Raw genomic sequence first — 23,891 nt, 5'->3', positions numbered from 1 at the left:
TCATGTCGGGTCAAACATCATTTCAGCCGGGTAGTCTCGTTTCCGCCCGTGGTCGTGATTGGATTGTTCTTCCGCAGTCCTTCGCCGATACATTGTACCTTCGCCCGCTTGGTGCTACTGAAGACGACGCCACACTTATCTATTTGCCAATCGAACCCCATCCGGTTGGCCCCGCCACATTCCCGTGGCCCAGGGTTGAGCAAGCTTCGAATTTTGCAGCAGGTCAGTTGCTGCGCGACGCGCTCCAGCTAAAACTCCGCACGGGCGCTGGACCTTTCCGCAGTTTTGGCAACATCGCCGTTGAACCACGTGCTTACCAGCTGGTTCCGCTTCTGATGGCCCTCAAGCAAGACGTGGTTCGACTGCTAGTTGCCGACGACGTCGGTATTGGCAAGACTATCGAGGCCGCGCTCATCGTCCGCGAACTCCTAGACCGTGGAGAGGTTTCTCGCCTTGCGGTGCTATGTCCACCGCATCTGTGCGAGCAGTGGCAGCGCGAACTGAAGGAGCGCTTTCACATTAACGCTGTTGTGGTACGCAACACCACTGCGGGCCGTTTGGAGCGCGGGCTACCCGCCAACCAGTCCGTTTTCGAGGCCTATCCCTTTACAGTGGTGAGTCTGGATTACATCAAGTCAGACCGCCGTCGGGACGAATTCCAGCGCGCGTGCCCGGAGTGCGTTATCGTCGATGAGGCGCACACTTGCACGTACAGTGGTCAAGGTCGTCAACAGCGATACACCTTGTTGAAAGGGCTCGCCGAGAATCCTGAGCGGCATATGGTCTTGCTCACTGCGACGCCGCACTCCGGTGACGAAGAGGCGTTCTACAACTTGCTCGGCCTCCTTAAACCGGAATTCCGCGAGCTAAAGGACCTCCCGCCGGATAGCCGCAGGCCGCTGCGCGAGCAACTGGCCAACCACTTCGTCCAGCGTCGTCGACCGGATATCGAAGAGTGGCAGGACCGCCAAGTGTTCCCCGAGCGGCTGACCACCGAGATTACGTACAAGCTGACCGGAGAGTGGGGCAAGCTTTTTGATGACGTGCTTGACTACGCTCGCGAGCTCGTGATGCGCACCGAAGACCAGAGCTTGATGCAGCAACGCATGAGCTGGTGGGCAGCATTGGCGCTGCTACGCTGCATCTCATCATCCCCACAAGCAGCCGTGAATGCTTTGCGGACTCGTCTACAGGGGCAGGCGCTGGCGGAGCAGGATGAGATTGCGGAAGCCGTGACGCTCGAAGAAGCGGATGAACAGGGCATGGAGCGCGTCCTGGATGGCACCGAGGATGACCTGACGACCCAAGATATCGAGCCGGCGGCCAATACGGAAGACAGCACGCTCCTGAAGGCCCTTGTTACACGTGCAGAAGGCCTAGCGGGCGCGGCCAAGGACCCTAAGCTCAAGCGCCTTATCGACCATCTCAAGGAACTCACCGATGACGGCTTCCAGCCAGTGGTGTTCTGTCGCTATATCGCCACCGCCCATTACGTGGCCGAACAGTTGCGTCGCGTATTTTCGGACCACCAGGTCACGGCCGTCACTGGCGAGTTTGCACCGGCCGAGCGTGAGGCTGCCGTGGAAGCGATGGGTGAGGCGGAGCAGCGTATTCTAGTTGCGACCGACTGCCTCTCGGAGGGTATCAACCTTCAGAACCTATTTACGGCCGTTGTCCATTACGACCTTTCCTGGAACCCCACCCGTCATGAACAACGGGAGGGCCGCGTCGACCGCTTCGGCCAGAAGGCCCGTGAGGTTCGTACTACCTTGCTTTACGGGCAGGACAACCCAGTGGATGGCGCGGTGTTGCAGGTCATTCTGCGCAAGGCGGAAAGCATCCGCAAGGAGCTTGGGGTGCTCGTCCCCATGCCGGACGACCAAGGCAAGTTAACTCAGGCGCTCGTCGGCGCCGTGTTGCTAAGAAAGGGAACTTCCAAAGCGAAGATACCGCAACTCGGCCTGGACTTTGGGGCCCCAGAAGAGGCCATTGATACAGCGTGGCAGTCGGCGCGGGACAAGGCTGCAAAAAACCGCACTCTTTTTGCACAACGCCGCCTCAAGCCCGAGGATGTGCTGCCGGAATGGCAAAAGACCATGGCTGTACTGGGTGGCGAATCGGATGTTGAACGCTTCGTCAAACGGGCGACTATGCAACTTGGGGCTCCGCTGGAGCACAGCACCAAAAGCGGCGCAACCCATTGGAAGCTCCATGCGAATAGCTTGCCATCTGTGGTAGGTGAGCGGCTGGAGGGCGAGGGACTCGCAGGTACGCTGCATATCGATTTTCACCAGCCTCCTGCGCCGGCTGCACAGTTCATTCATCGTACCCATCCACTTGTCTCTGTCTTGGCTGACTATCTGCTCGAAGCAGCCTTGGACGAGGGGCGTGGGGCGGCCGAACTAGTTGCAGAGGCCGTGGCACGTGCGGGGGCCATTTTCACTGAGGCGGTTTCGAGTCGCACCACGGTACTGCTGGTTCGCCTGCGCCACCAACTAACGGTAACCATCCGGGGCAATTCGAGCTTGTTACTTTGTGAAGAAACGCTGGCTGTCGGCGTGCCGGCAGGTGATGAATCCACGCTGCTCGACGATGACGTGGCACGTGCCCTGATGGCTGCAGTGCCCAGTCGTAACATGCCGCCTCCGCTGCGCGACCAGCACATCCAGCGAGCGCTCGACCAGCTCCCCGGCTGGCAATCCATGCTGGAAGCCGTCGCTCGCACCCGCGCCCAACTACTGCTTGAAGACCATCGACGCGTTCGCGCGGCTTCGGATGCGCGAGGGGAATACCGGGTTACCCCTAGCTTGCCAATCGATGTCGTAGGGGTTTTTGTCCTCATTCCGGCCTGACGCCAGCTCACAAATAGGATTTCAAAAGAATATGGCTCGCCGCTCAACACACGAACTCGCTTTTTCCGCTCTAGCCATCGAAGGAAGCCTGCTCGCCCCAGACTTCCTCAACAAGGTCGCCCATTTGGAAGCGGCGGAGCAATCCGAGGCCGACTACGATATCCCGCGCGGCCTCAAACTGCGTGATGAAATCGGTCGCTATTGGAAAATCGCCCAGAACCTCTGGCAGGACTTCGATGCCAAGCGCAAGCGTTCAGACGTCGATACGCACGCCGTTACTGTGCGAGATTTTCTGGAGCCATTCTGCCGCCAGGTTCTCGGCTTTGCAGACCTGCGGTCAGTTGGCCAGCTTGTGCTTGATGAGCGTGTCTTCCCAATAGGCTTCAGCGCAGGGGATGGTCGGGTCCCGCTGGTCTTTGCCGCCTATGACCAAGGGCTGGACAAGCCAGGTAGGCGTTACGGTGATGGCCTGCGCAGTCGCTCGCCATTTCTCCTCACACAGGAGTGCCTGAATGCGAGTCAGCAGATGCTTTGGGGCATCGTTAGCAATGGGCTGAGGTTTCGCATTCTGCGTGACAATGCCAGTCTGACTCGCCCGGCCTACATTGAAGCTGACCTAGAGGCCGTCTTCACCGAAGGACTGTATCCGGACTTCACGGCGCTGTGGCTGCTCGCTCACGGTACCCGTTTTAGCAGGGTTGGCGCAGAGCTGGCGGATAGTCCACTGGAGCGTTGGCGGAATACCGCTCAAGAAGACGGTATTCGCGCTCGTGACCGCTTGCGGGATGGAGTTACCGAGGCATTGCGGGCACTCGGCACAGGATTTATTGCACACTCGGACAATGCTGGGCTGCGTGAGCGCATCCAAGAAGGGGAACTTTCAACACAGGCTTTCTTCGAGCAGTTGTTGCGCTTGGTCTATCGTTTCATCTTCCTCGCCACTATTGAGGACCGTGAACTCATGTTCGCGCCCGACGCGACGGCCGAAGCCAAGGCTCGCTACCAGGCGGGCTACAGCCTCCAGCGACTGCGTCAGCTCGCAGCGCGTCGACGAAGCTATGACCGGTATGGCGACCTGTGGAAGGTATTGACCATCACGGTTGCCGGCCTTAGCCAAGGCCAATCCGCGCTTGGCTTGCCCGCCTTGGGCGGTCTGTTCGATGCGAATCAATGCCCAGACCTCGACGGGGCCGCACTGGAAAACCAGTCGCTGCTCACCGCGCTGTTCAGCTTATGCTTCTTCCGCGACGGGGCGGCACTTTCGCGGGTGAACTATCGCGACATGGATTCCGAAGAGCTTGGAAGCGTCTATGAGAGCCTGCTCGAATTGGTACCGATGGTTACGCTGAGTGGCGGGGCGCGGACTTTCGGTTTCGTTGGTGATGGCGAAGAAGGCAGTACAAAGGGTAATGTCCGCAAGCTTACCGGCTCGTATTACACCCCTGACAGCTTAGTGCAGGAGCTGATTAAGAGTGCGCTTGAGCCGGTTATTGACCAGACGTTAAAGGCGAACCCGCAGGAGCCTGTCAAAGCGTTGCTTTGTCTAACCGTCTGCGACCCTGCCTGTGGTTCTGGCCATTTCCTGTTAGCCGCCGCACGCCGTATTGCAGAGGAAGTTGCAATACTCAACGCCAAAGATGGCAATCCTCTTCCCGAGGACTTCCGCCGCGCTCTCCGCGATGTTGTGGCCCATTGCATTTATGGTGTTGACAAGAATCCGATGGCGGTTGAGTTGGCACGAACCGCGCTTTGGCTAGAAGCCTATACGCCTGACCGGCCCTTAACTTTTCTTGACCACCATCTTCGATGCGGTGATGCGCTGCTCGGCATTCTCGCCCCAGAGATTTTGGAGAATGGTGTCCCTGATGGCGCATTTGATGCAATGTCGGGTGATGATAAAGACGTAGCTAAGGAGCTAAAGAAGGCTAACCGTCAAGCACTTAAAGCTATTCGAACGGCAAAGGAGAAATCGCGCCGAATTATGCCCCTTGGGCTAGAATCGGCAGCCAAATCCGATGCCATCGAGTCCTTGGTAGACGATACTCTCGAAGCACTCGAAGCAAAGCGAGCGGCATATCGAGAACTCGAGATGAACATCGCTACATCGAATGAGCGACTCGCTGCAGACCTGCTCGTCGCCTCATTTTTCGTTCCAAAGACGCTAAAAGCCGAAAAGCAAGTGCCGACTAGTCAGGACCTTTGGTTGGTACTAAACGGTGATGAGCCTCGGCCGGGTGTTGCAGCAGCGGCAACTGAATTTGCGCATATTTCGCAGGCTTTTCATTGGTGGCAGGAGTTCCCACATGTATATAAAGCTGGCGGATTTAGCGTCATTCTTGGCAATCCGCCTTGGGACCAACTTGTCTTTCGGGACCAAGAGTTCTTTGCAGCATCAGCTCCAAGTATAGCCAACGCCCCAAGTTCCGATGACAGGGCAAAGCTTGTTGCTGAACTTCAATTTGAGAACCCGAGTTTGTATGCTTCCTATCTGAAGGCCGCGCGTAATTCCGAGGCGCAAAGGTCTTTTGTGCAGGATAGTGGCCGATTCCCTCTTACAGGCAGGGGGCGGAGTAATACATTCTCCTTGTTCTCTGAGTTGGCTTGGAGACTTATCCATCCAGCGGGAAGGGTAGGCTTGGTTGTGCCGTCAGGTATTGCAACCGATGATACGACAAAGACATTTTTTGAAGCCCTCGTTACGTCGAGTTCATTAATCAGTCTTTTTGACTTCGAAAATCGGTTGCCAATTTTCCCGGGTATTGATTCGAGAACAAAATTCTCCCTCGTTACTCTTGCCTCAGAGGACGCAGGATTAAGTGATGAGCCGATGTTCGTATTCTACGCACACTCGGTGCGGGATATCCATGATGGACGGAGAATGTTTAGGATGGGCAGGGAGGATTTCGCCATGCTTAATCCAAATACGAAAACTGCTTCGGCATTCAGGAGTAAGTACGACGCTGAAGTGACCAAGCGTATTTATCGGGGTGGCACAGTCTTTCTTAACGAGGGTTCCGACACCGGAAACCCATGGAAAATTAGCACCCGGCCGGGGCTGTTTAATATGGCTGGGCACTCTAAATTGTTCCGCAATAAAGAGAAATTGGAGAGGGCTGGATTCCTTCAGGATGGGAACACATTCGTGGCCGGCGATGAAAGATGGTTGCCTCTTTACGAAGGAAAGATGGTTTCTCTGTATGACCATCGGGCCGCTGACGTGGTCATCAGTGACACAGCGATTCTTCGGCAGGGTCAATCAGAGGCGCTGACGGATGTCGAACATCAAAATCCAAATCGACAACCCATGCCACGCTACTGGGTGGCAGAATCAGAGGTCGAGAAGCAAGCGGGAAGTCGATGGAATAGAAAATGGGTTATTGGGTGGAAGGAGATTACTAGCCCTACAAATGAAAGAACATTGATACCAGCCGTCCTCCCATTGGTTGGTATTGGTCACAAGTTCCCGATAATTATTATCGCTGAAGAATATGCATCAATGGCCGGCTATCTTCTTGGGTGTCTGTCGTCAATGGTTTGTGACTTTGTAGCCCGTCAGAAATTGGGGACTACAAGTCTAACTCCATTCACAGTTAAGCAGCTCCCGGTATTGTCTCCGGATAGTTTTGATGCCGAGGATGGGTTGTTTATTCTTCCTCGTGTGCTTGAGCTAACCTATACGGCCCACGACCTTAGTTCATGGGCAGAGGATTTAGGCTATAAGGGTGACCCTTTTCCTTGGAATCCAGAGCGTCGCGCTATTTTGCGGGCTGAGCTGGATGCTTACTACGCGCGTCTCTACGGCTTGACTCGCGATGAGCTGCGCTACATTCTTGACCCGGCTGACGTGATGGGAGATGACTATCCATCCGAAACGTTCAGGGGCTTAAAGAATAATGAGATTCGCGAGTTCGGTGAATTCAGAACTCGGCGGTTGGTACTCGACGCATGGGACCGTTTAGAGTCGCGTGCCTTGGGCACAGATATGCTCTTGACGAGCCAAGGTTCAGTCGTCTACTCGGAACTCGGCGTTATCAGTAGTGAAGCTGAAGCGGAGCTCGCTGGATTGATTGCCGAGCTGATTGCGCAATATGAGAGTGGCATCTCCATCTCCGAACTGCAGACCATCGTCAGTCGGGCAACAGCCCCAGGATACCCTGAGTTGTATCTTGAACCCAAGGACTCGGAGCGGTTGCGAGCGCTCGTCGCAAGTACCAGCGAACTTGCTTTGCCTACGTGCCTGACAAAGATTCCCCCGTTTGTTGAACGCCTCGAGGTGGGTCAGTCGGTTCGACGCGAGCGTAGGGGGACGACGACTGTTTTCATTCGCGGAAACAATCAGCTCCCAAAAGATGTGCGAAGCGTGCCAGAGCATGCGGAGTTGGCCAAGCTGATGTGGACGCTCGACTCGAAGGCGGGAGTCGCTCGCCAGGATGGTACTCGTTTGACAGAGAGAGGCGAACTCAGCAAGTCTACCGGTACTAGTGCAGATTAAGGAGGAACGATGGCAAGCTGGCTTCAAGGTTACTCGCCGGCCAGAGAACTACCTCGGCTTTGGATTGAGCGGTTGTGGCTACTGGAGTCAAGGGAGCCCTTAGCCATTGTCCGAGAAATAGGCCTACGTCCCGGTCTGAACGTTATCTGGGCAAGGGAGCCGGAATCGAACGACGCATCAGGGCTCGCTAGCGCAGGCCATGGCGTTGGAAAGACCTCACTGTGCTTGTTGCTCCGTTATTGTCTTGGGGACGACGCGCCCTCAATTTCTGCGTTGCGTGAAAAGGCGGCTGGTGCGTTTCCAAAAGGGGGAGTTGCCGCGCAAGTTCATGTCGATGGGACCGCCTGGATGGTCTATCGGCCATACGGCCAAGGAACATCCTTCGCGGGCTTGGGGCGCGAGCTTGAACCCTTGATTTCAGGGTCGCCGCATGGTGACTTCTCAGATTTTTCGCAAGCGCTGCATGAGTCGTTTATTGCAAAGCTGCCAGCCCAGTCATTGCCTGGCAGCAACCAGACTTTGGAATGGAGGCACCTGCTTGCTTGGTGTATCCGAGACCAAAGGACGCGCTTTGACGGCTTCTTCCATTGGCGCGATGGAGATGGATTGGGATTCCGACGGCCCCGTCAGGACCCGCCGCTCTTTGTTCAGTCGGTTCTGGGGCTATTGGATGCTGAGGGCGACAGGTTAATTCGGGATGCGGACGCCGCTCAGGTTACGCTGAAGAGTCTCGAAGAACGACTGTCGGAGTTGGAGCGTGAACCCGCAATGAGTCTGGCTCATGCCGAGAAACAGCTTAGACGTCAGCTAGAGGTTGATAAGAGCGTACCTGTCTTTGATACAACCTTAGGGCCATCGTTGCAGTCGTTGGTGACTGATGCCGTGTCGCGGGCGGAGGCTGACGAGACTCAGCTGGATGAGGAAACTACAATCGCTGAGGACGAGTTAGCTCCGCTATTGTCTGAGCTCCAGCCGCTTCGGCGCGAACTCGTTCTGCGAACGAAGGAAAAGGAAATCGCCAAAGCCTTGCTTGATGCCAATCAGGCGGAGTACACGCGACTTGTAGGCGAGCTGCAGGAGTTGCGCAATCTAGCTGGATTGTGTCGACACGGAAATGTCGACTTCTCGGCCTGCGACTATGTTGTCAACCGTCAGCGCTCCCAAAGCCTGCATGGTCTCATTGGCCAGCGCGAAGTAAAAGCTGACGAACAGAGATTACTAGCCGAACTGCATGACGCAACCCAAGCGGAGCTTTCGTGCATGAGGGAGTTGAGCGGCCTGGAAGCGCTTGTCGGCGAGAAGCGAGCGGCCGTTCGTCGTCTGCAGATGCGCAAGGGAACAAGCAAAGCGGAACGGGCCTATCTGGAATCGATTTGGACAGATTTGGAATCGCGTATCGGGGCACAGGCGGGAGGCGAGGAATCTCAGGAGCTTGTGCAAGCACGCGCGAAGCGCGATGCACAGGAACTGGAACTGAACAGTAGGAAGGCTGCTTTACTCAAGCGAAGTCAAGAACGGTCTGGTCGCGCCGAAGCGTTGGCAACGCTCACCCGACTTGTTGCAACGAGACTTCTGGGGGAAGCGGGGCACGGTCGATTTGTTCCGGAATCAGATGAGCGTCTGTTCGAACTTGCCGTAGGCGGGGAAGCATATCAAGTTCTCGAGGTTCTCCTTGGCGATATCACTTGCCTAATTGATTCGGCAACTACAGTAGCCAGTCAGCATCCTGGTTTTCTTGTTCACGACTGTCCGCGAGAGGCCGACATGAGTGAGCGTCTGTATCGCGAATTTCTGTCGATGGCTTTGGAGGCAGGGAAAGCACTAGCCAAGTCCAAAGACGCGATTCCATTTCAATATATAGTGACTACGACATCGCCTCCGCCAGAAGAATTGCGGACCGGCAACTACCTCGCATTGACGTTGCATCCAGGGGCCGGCGAGCATTTGCTTTTCAAGCGGAGACTTACTACACAATTGCCAGGTATTTGAAGGCTTATCTCGCTGGTCGATGACTCGAGAATGACGCGCAGAAGATTGCTGCGTGAAGAAGAACTATGAAAGATATAAATACTTAAAAATGACGGGTACTCTTTTCACGGAAGTCCGCTATACCCTCAATGGGCTCATCCATGACATTGGCTTGGGCAGGATTGCGTTGCCGGATATCCAGCGGCCCTTTGTTTGGTCAAACGCAAAGGTCAGAGACCTGTTTGACTCAATGTATAAGGGCTACCCAGTAGGATACTTCCTGTTCTGGCAGACTGGTGCGGACAACGTCGGTACCAAAGCGATTGGGCTTGAGGTGAAGCAGAAAGCTCCATCCCTGCTTATTGTTGATGGGCAGCAACGGTTGACATCGCTCTATGCCGTGGTGCGCAAAGAAGCCGTGCTGCGCGAGAACTTCGAGCACGAATTCATTCGCATCGCCTTCAATCCACTAGAGGGCAGTTTTGCCGTACCGGACGCGACGACAGATAAGAAACCTGAGTTCATCGTGGATATCTCGGAAGTGTTCGTCAAGGATACCTACGAAACCATATCCGACTATCTGGAGCGGTTGTCGCTCGTTCGCGAAGTCTCCAAGGAAGAACGGCAAAAGATTGTAAAAGCAATCGGGCGGCTGGCAGGTCTAAAGGAATACCCATTCGTCGCTCTCGAACTAACGCAGAGTGCCGATGAGGAGCAGGTGGCTGACGTCTTTGTGCGTATTAACAGTGAGGGCAAGAAGCTTAACCAATCGGATTTCATTCTTACACTGATGTCAGTTTTTTGGGATGAAGGCCGTACGGACCTGGAGCGTTTCAGTATTGGAACGCGCAAACCGCTTCCGGGAAATGGAGCGAGCCCGTTCAACCCAATCTTCCAACCAGAGCCAGACCAACTATTGCGAGTGGATGTTGGCGTTGCATTCCGGCGGGGACGCTTGGAGCATGTCTATTCCATACTGCGCGGCAAGGACCTTCGTACGAAGGAGTTCGATGCCGGCAGGCGGACTATGCAGTTTGCGAAACTTCGGGAGGCACAGAGTCGTGTGCTTAATCCGACCCATTGGGCGGATTTCCTAAACGTGGTGCGGTATGCTGGATATCGCAACCTACGATATGTCAGTTCGGAGGGTGCGCTGTTGTTTGCCTACCAGCTTTACCTGATTGGGCGTACCGAATTTGGTGTCGAACCTTTCGTGCTTAAGCAAGCTGTGGCGCGGTGGATATTCATGTCGCTGTTGACGGGGCGCTATACGAACTCCCCCGAGTCACAATACGAGAAAGACCTTGCGCTCCTACCAGGAACGAATGACGCCGAGGCATTCGTCAAGACTCTGCTTGACGTTGAGGCTGCATCGCTAACTAACGATTTCTGGACGAAGACGCTTCCTCTTGAGCTTTCGACGTCGGCAAGCCGAAGCCCCAGCTTGTTTGCGTACTATGCCTCGTTGGTCTTGTGCGAGGCGAAGGCATTGTTTTCGAAGAGCAAGGTGGCTGACTTGCTTGACCCGCCGGCGGTGGGAAACAAGAAGCCGCTGGAGCGTCATCATTTATTTCCCAAGCGCTATCTCCACAGCATCGGCATAAAGGAACTCCGCGATACCAACCAGATTGCAAACTACGCGCTCGTTGAGTGGGATGACAACATTGCTATCTCCGATATCGCCCCATCGACCTATTGGTCAAAGTATGCAGCACGGTTCTCAAGCACAGACCTTGCGGATATGAAACGCTGGCATGGTCTCCCAGATGGCTGGGAGTCGATGAATTATCAGAGCTTCCTGGTAGCTCGGCGACCGCTGATTGCGGAAGTTATTCGTGCCGGCCATGAGCGACTGGTGGGGGAAGTATGAGTCCCTATGATGCCGCGCCGATTCGCATCCCTGTTCAATTCATCAATGGACGGTGGGAGTTCCTATATGGGGGTCCTGTTCCTGCGCGTGAAGGCACGGTCGCTGACCTTGTCCTGAATAGAGGCGCGATTGTTGACAAGAACTTTCTGGCATTGCTGAGCAAGAGGACTGAGCACAAGATACTTTCGGCGGGAACAGAATTGCTGGTCGCCTTGACCGTGAAGCCAAAAGTTCCGTTGAGCGACAGCTTGAGGAAGTACCTGATTTCGAAGAGCGCGGTGTCCCTGTCGCCGAACTACTTTCATGTCGTTCGCTCGGGAGATACCATGTTCGTGAAGGTGAGCATTGGCGGGCCAACGGAGCAACAAATACGGAAGCATCCCGGGAACGATGGCGGCATCTGGCTGAGCGTGCAAGGGACGCAACCAAAGGGCATAGTCACAAGTCAGGTGAAGGTCCCGCAGGAGGTATCCGAGACGCCATTGGACAGCCTCAACCATGCATTCACTCGTCTTTCGGAGGAGTTTGAGCCATGGCGCAAGTCGCATACCGGAAATATCTATGACCGGGTTCTGTATCAGGAGAAGAATAAAAGTTGGTATCCATTAAATGTGTTGCGAGACGCGGCACTGGCACAGGATGAGCATGAGCTCATCCGTGTGCAATGGCAACAGATAGCGGAATCACTTCGACTCCCGCTATTGGCGAAGCCGTCCGATTCTTCGGGGATGAAGGGTGGAGGCGAGGAATGACGACTATTGTCAAATTTCCGGCAGGCCAAGCACTTGACGTCATTGACGGCCCCTTGGCCAGCGAGTTGGGCATTCATCGGTTTGATGGCCATGATAGAAGCAAGGCGCAGCTGTTTGCCATCGGCGGGCCGAAGGGAAAGCAGTTCGCGATTGTGTTGGGCAACACCGATATTCAGACGGGGCAACATCCGGCGCAACAAACACGGATTCTGCTTGAGCGATGCACCCTACCCATGATGCCTGGGATAGAGGTTCTCGACGCACCCTACGAGGGCTCACGCATCAAGACGCAGCGGGATTCGCGATTGGCATCGCCAAACCAAGTATCTTGCCTCGTTGCCGATGAAGCATCGCTGGCGGCGCTGTTGCGATGGTACGCGGGCAGAGAGAGGCTTGAGCCCCGGGATGGCGCGGCAGCGCCTTGGCACCCACTTGAGCTGGCGAAGGTGGAGAAGGCAGCGGTGGACGCCGGCTTCGACGTCACCCCGTTGGGGGAGGGGAATTGGTTAATTTTCCGCTGTAGTGCCTTCCCGCAGATTATCGGCGTGTCCCAGTTCGCAGGTGGAAGCTATCGCGTTGGATTCTCCGATGCAGATTGGGGGAGGAAAATGGCTGATGACTTCGCATTCTCATTGACATTGCAGAACGGTCCCTGGCCCGCTTGGGCGGAGGCAGTCGCCGGCTACGAAACGCTACATCGCCTGCTGGTTCGCGCGGCTAGAGTTGCTCGAGTAATGAGCGGTGAGGCAATTGGGCAGTTCGAGGCCGAAGTCAGGACGCTGCCACTATCCACAGAAGCCGAAAGGCTTGTCGTACAACGGGTTGGGCAGAACCTATTCCGCAACGCGCTAGTGGACTATTGGCAGGGCCGGTGCGCAGTGACGGGCCTGGAAATCGTGCCGCTGTTGAGAGCGTCCCATATTAAACCGTGGGCAGAATGCGAATCCGACGCCGAGCGGCTAGACGTCTTTAACGGCTTGTTGTTAGCTCCGCATCTAGACGCGCTTTTTGATGGTGGCTGGATTAGTTTTTCCGATGGCGGGGCGCTACTGGTGAGTCGCGGACTATCGGCGGCCGCGCTCAAGCAACTCGGCGTCCATCTGGAATGGGGCCTAGAAACGATAACGTCAGGGCACAAGCGGTATCTTGCTTATCACCGCGAGAACGTATTCCACTACGCGTAGCGTTGCTGCGAAAGGGAAGGCTGTAGTTGACGCAATGAGAGGCGCTCACCTAGTGTTGGAAAACATCTTCGATGAAGCATACAAGGTCAAATCATACATCTAGAATGGTCGCGATGGAACAGTCGGGGGGTGTTGTGAGGTTCTGTGAAGAATAAAGGGGAGGTTCAGAATGGGCGTTCTCGAGTCGCTATTCTCTGGTGCGAAAGCGTTTGTCAAAGGCCGTAACTCCTGTCGTCCAACATGTCGTCAAAAGTGTGCTGGAGGAGATTGACAGGTCGGCCGTGAGCAGGGCGATAACTGAAGCTGTAAAGGTTGCCACTGAACATGTTCGACGTTCGGCTGTAAGCCTTGCTGAAGAGGAAGTAGAAATTCATGCACGAGCGCGGCGAGATGGCAGGCTAAGAGACATAGACCGAGAACGTCTTGATGAGATTAATGCCGAGCGAGGAAAGCATCGTGCGGCGCTGGAACATGAGCACGCAGAAAAGGCGGCAAAGGAACTGCACGACGCTAGCGAGGACCTCGTAGTCGCACCGGTGACCTCGGATGAGGTCAGCGCGAATACAGGCCTCATGGCAACAAAGGCCTGCTCGTGCGGAGGCGTCATGACTATTCGGCAAGGTCCCCTACAGGAGCGAGATAACACCCGTAAATTCTACTGGCAATGCACTGCGTCGAAGAGAATTCCGTGTCCAAGAATCTACTTCGACCCCACTCGTGAGGGTGGGAATGTTCTCCGCCAGGCCGACGCGGACCTCGACGGAGATGCTCGTACTCGGAATCGCTTATGGAATGAGCCAAGTCAGATTGCGATGACTCATGCTAGGGTAAGGCAGGGGCTCGGGGACGTCGATGATTCAATACTCTGCCCCCCATCATCTATTGCCGATGAAGCAGGTTGAGCGGTCGGGGGCAAACAGGACTCTCTTTGGCTCGTACGAGTATGTATGTATGGGTGTCGACAAAGACGGTATGGCCTGTACCCATCGCGTGCCAATCGAGACATTCCCCCAGGTGGCATCCATGCTTCGTCGTCGAGAAGGGAAGGGGATATTGGACGCATAGGCCGAGGCGCTAGTCAGTTAGCAAACGGACCACGATTCTCTTGCTTAGTGACATAAAAAAATACACAGTGACAATAGCCCGGTAGCAGGCGCAGTGACAACATTCTTCTTTCAGGGGGGCGGGATGAACGAGCTGTTGCAGACATCTGGAGGTGTGATATCACGGTGGTTGGAGGCTAAGCTTCCCTTGCTCGGCCCCAAGTGGTGGGTTGACAATGTAGTCAACCGTCTGACATTTCAGCAGCAGCGACTTGTTGAGGAAAGGCGCATCCGGTCGCTTTCCGGTCTGGATTTTGCTGCGGTACTGCGAGTGCTCGACCAGAACTGGTCGGAATTGGCCGGCTCTCAGCCGCTCCCGAGGGAGGCCAGAACCTGGGTTAAAGAAATGCAGAGCGTGCGTAACCGATGGGCTCACGCGCCTGCGAGCGGTCTTGGCCCCAATGACGCCTTTCGCGATGCCGACACACTAGCGCGACTCCTCGAAATTGTCGGTGGTGATGACGAGCTTATGGCTCGGGTTGAAGAGTTCAAGAAGGCGGCCCTTGCGAAGATGGCGGCAACGCCGTCGGCGTCATCAGCCGCGCCCACGCGGGGTCCAGCTTCAGGCGGTTCGTCCACCGGGGCACCCGCAGTCGGAACAGCATCGGCGCCCGCCCACAAGTTCACGGTAGGACAGTTGCTTTGCCTACGCTCTAACCCAAGCGCCGTATTCCCAGCGCTCGAAATCATGCCCGGTACAGGGACGGCGGAGACTCGATACAGGGTTTTCGAGAATGGCGCGAGACAAGTCTACTACGAGAGCCAGCTCCAAGCCCTGGATGAGCCAGCAGACAGCCGTAAGGTCCTGAGTGCCACCGAACTGTCGGCAATGCTCAGCGCCGTGCAGTTGTCTTCGCCGTCGGCGTCGAGTTTGTATTCCCTGAACTCAGGTCGTGTTCGCTTCGTTCCGTACCAGTATCGGCCGGTCTTCAAGCTCATTCGAGCCGACCGCCCCCGTTTGCTCATTGCCGACGAGGTTGGTGTGGGTAAGACCATCGAGGCCGGGCTCATCCTCAAGGAGTTGCAGGCCCGCAGTGACATTAAGTCCGTCCTTATCATTTGCCCGAAGGCTCTGGTAGCTGAGCGCAAGTGGGAGCTGGAAATGAAGCGCTTCGACGAACACTTCGTTCCGCTAGACGGGTCGCTGCTCCGCCACTGCATTAAGGAAACGCACCTCAGCGGAGAGTGGCCCGCCCAGTACGAGAAGGCCATTTTGCCGACTTCGCTGTTTGACAACGAGTTGCTCCTTGGCAAGTCGGGCAAGGGGAAGTCAAGAGACGCGGGCCTGCTGGACTTGGACCCTTCGCCCAAGTTCGACCTAGTCATCGTCGACGAGGCACATCACATCCGCAATGCCGACACCTTCTTGCACCAGGCAGTGCGCTACTTTGCAGACAACGCGGAAGCCGTAGTGTTCCTGTCGGCAACCCCGGTGCAGCTGGGCCGCGAAGACCTCTACACGTTGCTTAACGTTCTGCGGCCTGATGTCATCATTGACCCGGCCAGCTTCAACCAGATGGCTGAGCCGAATCAGTTCGTCAACGCCGGCATTCAGGCCTGCAGACGAGGAGGTTCAAGTTGGACCTCGGAAGTGCGCGAGCAGCTTCGTCGCGTTGCCGGCACGACCTGGGGACGCGAGGTGCTCGCAGTGAACCCAGGGTTTCAGCATATCTACGACGGCCTAGCGGAGGGTCCTGAGGATGGCATTGCTCGCATCAAGACTATCCAGGCCCTGGAAGAACTCTATACCTTCAGCTCGCTCATCAATCGCACTAGGCGTCGCGACATCGGTGAGTTCACGACTCGGAAGGCAGAGACGGTCACCACCGACTTCACCCCAAGCCAGAAGGCCCTCCACGACGACCTGCTCTCGGTCATTGCGCGCATGTTAGCGCGGCTGCATGGTAACCAGAACGTCAAATTCATGATGACCACGGTCAGCCGCCAAGCGGCGAGCAGTCTCTACGGCTTGGCTCCGGCTCTCGAAGATATCCTCCAGGGAAAACTGGCCCGCCTTGAAGCTGAGGATGACGGCGAAGATATTGAAGAGCGCTCCTTCGACTTCGTAGACCAGATTCGCGGAGATATTGAATCGCTGGTCGAGCGAGCCAAACGACTGGACCCGAAGGACCCTAAGGCTGATGCCTTCATGCGGGTGGTCACCGGCAAGCTGGACATGCCGCGTAACAAGGTCTTGGTCTTCAGTACCTTCCGGCACACGCTCCGTTACCTGGTTGGCAAGTTGACGGCTGCTGATATTCGCTTCGGCTTGGTCCATGGTGGCATCTCCGATGACGACCGTGCAACGCTGCGTCGTCGCTTTTCCCTGCCCAAGGAAGAAGCGGACGCAATCGATATCCTCCTGTCCTCGGAGGTCGGATGCGAAGGTCTCGACTTCCAGTTCTGCGACTGCCTCATCAACTTCGACTTGCCGTGGAACCCGATGCGAATCGAGCAGCGCATCGGGCGTATCGACCGCTATGGGCAAAAGAGTGAAGCGGTTGCCATCTTCAACCTGGTCACGCCTGGGACTATTGACGCAGAAATCTATGAACGCTGTCTGTCTCGCATCGGGGTGTTTCAGCACGCCATTGGCGGGAACGAGGAAATTTTGGGCGACATCACGAGGGAGTTGCACAACATTGCCGAGAACTTCAACCTGAGCGAAGACGACCGGGCGCAGCGACTTCAGCAGCTGTCGGACAACAAAATTCGGCAAGTAGAGGAAGAGCAGCGGCTGGAGGAGCGACAGGGTGAGCTGTTTGGACTCAACATCCCCGCAGCCAGCTGGGAGGAGCGGCTCGCGAAGTCTCGCAATCACTGGCTCGAGCCCCACGCCCTCAGCGAGGCAGTGGCTTCCTACTTGAGCAGACGTCTTGGCAAGGAGCAAGACTTCCTACTTGGTGACAAGCCCCTCAAGACATTGCGTCTGAGCCAAGAAGCTCGCGCCACACTGCTGGAGGACTTCCGTAAGCTGCCACGCTCAACTGACCCGATGCATCGCAGTTGGGAGAAGTGGCTCAAGGGTACAACGCCGACGTTGCAGGTCACCTTTGAACAGGAGTGTGCCGTGGACAATCCATCAGCGGTGTTGCTCTCCCTGGGACACCCGTTGCTCCGTCAGGTTGCGGCCTTCCTTCAGGAGCCCGAGGCGGTCAGCGTAAGGTTGCTGGCTATGCATGAAAGTCTGCCTGCCGGCAGGCACCCGTTTGCCCTCTACCGCTGGTATCGCCAGGGAGTGAAGCGCGACGAGGAGCTCGTTCCCGTGGCCGGAGACGCATCCGTAGCCGAGGCACTGCTGGAGTTACTGCAAAACGCTACAGACGCGGCCGACATCACGGCGCCGTCGCCGAAAACCTGGGACGACCTCGACGGCGTTCATCATGAGCTGTGGCTAGCCAAGTCGACGCAACATGCGGAGGACAACCGGCAGTTCGTCGGTGTGCGTATTCAAAGCCTGACGGCCAGCTTCACCGCTCGAAAGGCCTTGCTGGAAGAGCAGATTGGTCGCGCGACGAACGACAAGATTCGCGTGATGAAGCAAGCGGAGCTTGAGCGCGCACAGGTCGACCTTGACATACGGCTTGCCGCCATGCGTCGGGCAGCGGAAAGCGGTGATATCCGAGCCACGCCCGCTGTATTTGGCGTTCTGGAAATCAGGAGGCCGGCATGAGCTTCCTAAAGAACCTTGCTGAGCAACGCCAGCGTTTCCTTGATGGGATGGAAGCGAATCAGGGGGACATCAACCTCAGTATTTTTGAAGACTTCTACCCTGACGAAGCCCACTTTATCTATGAGCTCCTGCAGAATGCCGAAGACGCCGGCGCTACGGAGGTCATGTTTGAACTCCGGCCTCATGCCTGCTACTTCGAGCACAACGGTACTAGGCACTTTAATGAAGTTGATATCCGTGCCATCACCGGCATCCATAACAGCAGCAAAAAGAACAACCCCGACCGCATCGGCAAGTTCGGTGTTGGGTTCAAATCGGTGTTTGTCTATACCGAGACGCCCATTATCTACTCTCGGGACTACAGCTTCAAAATTATCAAGCTGGTGATGCCCCAGGCTGTGCCGCAGCGGCCTGGGTTAGGCGACAGGACTCGCTTCGAGTTGCCCTTCAACAATCCCAAAAAGAACGTCAATGAGGCCTACGCGGAGGTCAAGTCCGGCTTGGAGCAGCTGTCGGAGACAACGCTGTTGTTTCTGAACAACCTTCAGTTCATTCGCTGGAAGCTTGGAACTCAAGAGGGCGCAGTCTTTCGGCACGAGCATTCGCCGTCACACATTGAGGTGCTCAAGCAAGTCGACGGACTAGACGTGCAAAGCTCTCACTGGCTGCGTTTTGCAGCCTCTGTTGAGAACGTCCATCAGTTCACAGCTCCCGTTGACGGTGTTGAACGGCAAAAGGTCGCTATCGCGTTTGAGCTGGCCTTCCGTGGTGAGCAGCGTACCTTCGACCCTGCCAAGCCGATAGCAGAGCAGTTGCGAATCGCCCCGGCCGTCGAGGGCAAGGTTTCGGTGTTCTTCCCGGCAGAGAAAGAGACATCGGGCCTTCGGTTTCACCTGCACGCACCGTTTATCCCGGAACTCAGCAGAGCAAGCATCAAGAACTCCCCTGAAAACATACCGCTTATCGAGCAACTCGCGAAGCTGAGCGCTCGGTCCCTGCATGCCATAAGAGACGTGGGGCTGCTTACAGGTGAATTTCTTGCAGTCCTCCCGAACAACGACGACGCGCTAGCTGACCGCTACACGGTGATTCGCACGGCCATCGTGCAGGAGATGAGGTCGCAGGCGCTTGTGCCCACATATGCCGGCGGGTATGCACCGGGCTCCCGCCTCTGGCAGTCCCGGGCGGCAATCAAAGCTTTGCTGTCCGATGAAGACCTTGCCTTTCTGACTGACCGGCAAGACAAGCCGTCATGGGCGATTGGGGTAACTCAGAAGAACCAGAACCAGGACAAGTTCCTCGCCAGCCTGGACATCCTCACTTGGGATGCCGAGGACCTCAAAGACTTCTTTGAGGCAAGAGCACGCGTTTCCCCTTACTACTGGCTGAATGTACGCGTGGACCCGGCGGTTATGAAGTGGTTGAGCGAAAAATCGCCTGAATGGCATCAGGCGCTGTATGCCGTTCTGAACAAGTACTGCGAGGACGAAGGCGACTTCTTCTCGCTGGATGAGACCCAAATTGTTCGGCTGGTCAACGGCACTTATAGCTTGCCGAAGAACGCGTACTTTCAGACCGGCGCAACCGATGCGAAGGACCCTCTGCCGCGCGTGGACGAAGAGGTGCTCACGGTGGGGGCCAAGAAGGCACAGCAGTCTGAGGCAAGGAAGTTCCTTGCCAACATTGGGGTCAAGGTTCCGGGGGAGCTTGAAGAACTCACTCTGCTCCTCCAGGCGCGCTATGGGCCTGAGGGAGACGCGCCGTCTGACAAGGTGTATGTTGCTGACCTCAAGCGACTCATGGCTTTCGCGGAGAAGAATCCTCAGTGCCGGGAGATGTTGGCTGAGGCGTACCTATTCCGTATTGATTCATCGGAGTTCGAATGGGGCCAGGCGAGGGATGCTTACATAGACGCACCATTCCTCGCGACCGGGCTTCGTACTTTTTACGACTCCATTCGGGATGATAAGGATAGAAGGTGGCCACTAAGTAACTGGTACAAGAACCAGCAGATAGCAATCGACAAGCTGGTCAAGTTTGCCGAATTGGCGGGTGTCGAGCAAGAATTCCGCGAACTCTACGTTGAAACGAACTGTCAAGGGAACGCAAAGTTCAATTATTTGATTCAGGCTCCTGGTGAGAGGTATACGTCGCCTATTAACCGCGACTACACCCTAACCAAGCGAGCTCAAGGCATGTTGAAGAAGAACACAATTGAAGGCTCGAGGTTGGTGTGGGCAGCTATGTGCAACGCGAGCAGTCGCGTATTGCAGGCTTGCTATCGCAAGAATGAGAGTAATGGTGCCCACTATGCTGACTCGCAACTCATTGATTGGCTTCGGAGACTAGCGTGGGTCCCGCAGAGGGATGGTACCTTCGTATCACCTCGTCAGGCCACAGCTGCAAGGCTGCCAGAGGGCTTCGCCGTTGATGCCGGCTACCAATGGCTTAAGCAGGTTGAGTTCGGCGCAGATGAGAGGAAGCGAAGCGCCGACTCGGCGGCAAGGGCAGCGAAGCGTGCAGAGCTCGGTTTTGAGACTGATGAAGACTATCTACGGGCCTTGGAGTTCTCAAAGCTGCCCGAAGACGAGCAACTTCGGATGTTGTCCAGTACCCGGCACCAAACAGAGCAAACTATTGAACTGCCAGAGCGTCCTGTACGGAACGCTGATTTTCGTGCTGGGCGTGTAGGGGAACAGGCGAAATCGACCCCGGAAAAGGAGTCAATGCTCAAGCAGCGTTACGTCCAACTCGGTGTTGAGGCGGCGAAGGCAGAGGCGAAATTATATTTGATTGACCAATACACAAACTCAAGTGGTCAGATGATTTGCCAAGCTTGTAAGAAGGAACTGCCGTTCAAGCTTCCTAATGGCTCTTACTACTTTGAGGCGGTCGAGATAGTTGCAGGCGCTCCAAAGCGATTTCGCGAGGGGTATCTCGCGCTCTGCCCGAATCATGCCGCCGCATACCAGCATGCTAACGCCCAACGCAATGCCATGCACGAGGTTGTCGTTACTGCGGCTGGCAACGAAGTCGAGCTTGCGCTTGGGGGGACCGAGACTACCGTGTACTTCACGCAGATGCACTTGGCAGATGCCCGTGCATGTTTGGAATCATTTGAGAGTGACGTGGCCTAGGTGGATGCGCTCTCGGTATAAGAAGGGCTCAGGCTAGCGCAAAGTTCGATTCGGATTTCATGTATGCACGAGAATGATAGCCGTGATGGCACGAGGTCCCAGGGTAAGCCTATCGAGGCCTCTGCCGGTGTAGTCAGTCGCGAATCGCTCTATGAACTGGTCTGGGCTGAACCGATGCTGAAAGTAGCAGCTCGTTTCGGAGTGTCGTCCAGCTACCTGGCCAGAGTATGCACGTTACTCAATGTCCCGCGTCCAGCGCGCGGATATTGGGCGAAGTTGGCTGTTGGAAAGGCGTCGCCGAACCCGAACCTGCCCGATGCTCGCCCAGGGGACGAACTTGCGTGGGCTCGGGGCGACGCTCAGTGGGAATCTAGGCATCCGCTGCCAAAGCCACCGTCAGACACCCCCAAACGGCGGGCCACGCGCGTCAAGCGGACTAACACGGAGCACGCCCTAATAGCCGGGGCCAATGCGATTTTCGAAGAAGGCAGGACGGCTTATGGAGTGGGATACCTCAAGCCAAGAAAGAGGTTGCTTGTTGATATAGTCGCCACCAAGACCGGCCTTGATAAGGCCCTTTCGTTCGGAAATGAACTGTTCCTCGCTTTGGAGGACGACGGCTATCGCGTTGTCATCGCACCTCATGGTGAGCATCTCGCGCGAAGGGACTTTGATGAGCGGGAAGTACCTCGGAAGGACCATAGCTACCGTGACCGATGGTCACCGGGACGCTGCACGGTTGTCTACATCGGTACGGTTGCCATCGGCCTCACGATTTTTGAGATGTCCGAACAGGTTGAGGCGAGATATGTCAACGGTGAATACGTGCGGCTCAGCGAGTACGTACATCCGAAGCGAGGGCGCTACGTGTCCGACCATGGATGGAACAGCAAACAAGATTTGCCTAGCGGCCGCCTTTGCTTGCAGGCGTACTCTCCATACTGGCGCGCAGAATGGAGTAAGCAATGGCGGGAAACGCCGAGCCGGGACATTACGGGTCTCATTCCAGTCATTGTGAAGGAACTGCGGCAGTCGGCCTCCGAAGTCGCTGGGTTAGCTGCTGAGGGCGAGCGCCAGGCTGAGCTTGAACGTCAACGCTGGGAAGCTCAACAGGAGCAATGGCGCCGAGAGGAAGCGGAAAAGCGAGCGGCGAAGGCACTTAAGGACAGTACGGAGGAGCTCCTTCAAATCATTGAAGGCTGGGCCCAGTCGAGGCGCTTGGCCGATTTCTTCTCTGATGCAAAACGCAGATTGGAAGACTTGAGCGCAGACGAACAGAACGAGATGCTTGAACGGCTAAGACGAGCTCATGAACTCATTGGCAGCGTCGATGCACTTGAGCGCTTTCGCTCGTGGAAGGCTCCGGAGGAGCGTTAGCAACCTCCCGAGAACTTCCGTTTCTCGGTGAGCAGTTACCGAGGCTGTCGGATACCCCGCTGAAACAGGGCAGTGCCTGCAGACCTAGTTCGCACGGCGGGGTATGCGGATAGCTATCTCGGCTTTAGATAGAGTTGTTTTTGGGACTGACCAGGTACTGCACGGTCTTCCGTGACGAAAATATCTCCCTTTGCCCTGACCAAGTCCGAGAGTTTTCTGAAACCGTAGAGCCGGGAGTCGAAATCTGGCTGCAATTTTGTCAGGTAGCTACCGAACGTTCCAAGATGTGCCCAGCCACTCTCGTCGGACGATTGCTCGAGGGCAGAGAGCATGAATTCCCTTGGGAACGTGGAATTCGGAGGGACAGCAGTAGTCGACTGAGGCGCGATTGAGACAGCTTCTTGCCTCGAGGCTGTGACACCTTCTACTTGAGTGGGGCGAAGCACTTCGGTGAGAACGAACTTGTGACAAGCGTTACGAAAGGCATCCGGAGTTTTCTGTTCCCCAAAGCCAAACACCATTAGCCCCTCTTCGCGTATGCGTGTTGCCAGACCCGTAAAATCGCTGTCGCTGGTCACAAGACAGAACCCATCGAACCGTCGGGTATATAGCAAGTCCATAGCATCAATGATGAGCGTACTATCTGTCGCGTTCTTTCCGGTCGTATAGGCGAACTGCTGCACTGGCTTGATGGCGTACTTGTGCAGCACCTTCTTCCAGGACGAACTGTTTGGAGAGGTGAAGTCACCATAAATGCGTTTCACGGACGCTTCGCCGAATCGCGCGATTTCCGCAAGAATCCCTTCAATAACGGCCGCTTGGGCATTGTCGGCGTCTATGAGAACAGCAAGGTGCAAAGCCCGTTCTTCGGTTTCGATTTTGGCGACAATTCTGGGAGATACCATCACGTGGCTCGAAAAGTCTACGGAGGCTCAAGCATAATGCATATCCGACGACTGTAACTGCGTTGACGCTCGCAAATGATGGAGGAGACATGGAACGCCCCGGCAAGGGGGATGTCCTAGTCTGATGAGAATGACTGTCAATGTCTCAGGCCGCCCGAGCTAGCGGTACTTCTATGGGCGCTTGCTTTGAGTACGCCTGCATAGTCTCAGCACGTATGCGCGACAGCGCATTCTGGCCAACCCAGCAAGCCTTAGAGTTTCATCGAAAGTGAAACTTCTCATGTTCCATGAAACCTCATGAAGCTCTTGAGCCGGACCCGTGGCATTTTTCGAGGCCGGACCCTGGCGTAAAAAAGCCCCGGGGCCAAGGGGGCAACGGAGCATCTCTGCTCCAGGGTCCGTGGAGGGGACCCACTCGACAGGCCGGCTCAGCTTCAGGGCCCTGTTACCAAGGCTGCGCAGGACGCGGCCAATGACGGCCTCGCCAAGGCAGCCATCAGCCCACGTCTTGGCCTGAGTGGCCTCGTCCCCGCGGTGGCGGTCAGAGCGAAAGCCCCACGGGTCGTCCGAGTGCTCGT

10 protein-coding genes are annotated in these 23,891 nt (G+C 56.1%); 9 read left to right on the top strand and 1 reads right to left on the bottom strand.

Annotated elements, in window-relative coordinates:
* Nucleotides 1–2 precede the first annotated feature (2 nt).
* The 9 genes from CBM2586_RS11595 to CBM2586_RS11555 all read left to right on the top strand — a co-directional run bounded on the left by CBM2586_RS11595 (nucleotide 3) and on the right by CBM2586_RS11555 (nucleotide 22,408).
* Nucleotides 3–2,852, top strand: coding sequence for a helicase-related protein (locus CBM2586_RS11595; RefSeq protein ID WP_115687623.1), 2,850 nt, complete (start codon nucleotides 3–5; stop codon nucleotides 2,850–2,852).
* 31 nt (nucleotides 2,853–2,883) lie between these two features.
* Nucleotides 2,884–7,344 (top strand): Eco57I restriction-modification methylase domain-containing protein, encoded by a 4,461-nt coding sequence (locus CBM2586_RS11590; RefSeq protein ID WP_115687621.1) that lies wholly within the window; start codon nucleotides 2,884–2,886, stop codon nucleotides 7,342–7,344.
* A 225-nt stretch (nucleotides 7,345–7,569) separates the two neighbouring features.
* Complete coding sequence (locus CBM2586_RS11585; RefSeq protein ID WP_240988085.1) at nucleotides 7,570–9,333, top strand: hypothetical protein; 1,764 nt, start codon at nucleotides 7,570–7,572, stop codon at nucleotides 9,331–9,333.
* A gap of 52 nt (nucleotides 9,334–9,385) precedes the next feature.
* On the top strand, nucleotides 9,386–11,182 hold the full coding sequence (locus tag CBM2586_RS11580; protein ID WP_197723039.1) for a GmrSD restriction endonuclease domain-containing protein: 1,797 nt from the start codon (nucleotides 9,386–9,388) through the stop codon (nucleotides 11,180–11,182).
* Entirely contained in the window at nucleotides 11,179–11,934 is a 756-nt protein-coding gene (locus CBM2586_RS11575) for a hypothetical protein (RefSeq protein WP_145987400.1), read from the top strand. The genes CBM2586_RS11580 and CBM2586_RS11575 overlap by 4 nt, the downstream gene beginning before the upstream one ends.
* Complete coding sequence (locus tag CBM2586_RS11570; protein WP_172587071.1) at nucleotides 11,931–13,118, top strand: HNH endonuclease; 1,188 nt, start codon at nucleotides 11,931–11,933, stop codon at nucleotides 13,116–13,118. The genes CBM2586_RS11575 and CBM2586_RS11570 overlap by 4 nt, the downstream gene beginning before the upstream one ends.
* Nucleotides 13,119–14,306: 1,188 nt before the next feature.
* Complete coding sequence (locus CBM2586_RS11565; RefSeq protein WP_115688743.1) at nucleotides 14,307–17,894, top strand: DEAD/DEAH box helicase; 3,588 nt, start codon at nucleotides 14,307–14,309, stop codon at nucleotides 17,892–17,894.
* On the top strand, nucleotides 17,891–21,031 hold the full coding sequence (locus tag CBM2586_RS11560; RefSeq protein ID WP_115687613.1) for a sacsin N-terminal ATP-binding-like domain-containing protein: 3,141 nt from the start codon (nucleotides 17,891–17,893) through the stop codon (nucleotides 21,029–21,031). Before CBM2586_RS11565 ends, CBM2586_RS11560 begins: the two co-directional genes overlap by 4 nt.
* A gap of 504 nt (nucleotides 21,032–21,535) precedes the next feature.
* The gene (locus tag CBM2586_RS11555; protein ID WP_240988084.1) at nucleotides 21,536–22,408 is read left to right on the top strand and encodes a hypothetical protein; all 873 of its coding nucleotides are present in this window, start codon (nucleotides 21,536–21,538) and stop codon (nucleotides 22,406–22,408) included.
* Nucleotides 22,409–22,521: 113 nt separating this feature from the next.
* Here the strand turns inward: CBM2586_RS11555 and CBM2586_RS11550 are convergent, their stop codons facing one another.
* Nucleotides 22,522–23,313 (bottom strand): NYN domain-containing protein, encoded by a 792-nt coding sequence (locus CBM2586_RS11550; RefSeq protein ID WP_115687609.1) that lies wholly within the window; start codon nucleotides 23,311–23,313, stop codon nucleotides 22,522–22,524.
* Nucleotides 23,314–23,891: the final 578 nt, after the last annotated feature.

The sequence above is a fragment of the Cupriavidus taiwanensis genome (genome assembly GCF_900250115.1).
GTDB classification, from domain to species: Bacteria; Pseudomonadota; Gammaproteobacteria; order Burkholderiales; family Burkholderiaceae; genus Cupriavidus; species Cupriavidus taiwanensis_B.
Note: the sequence above shows the minus strand (reverse complement) of the source record. Positions and strands in the feature narration are given on the sequence as shown.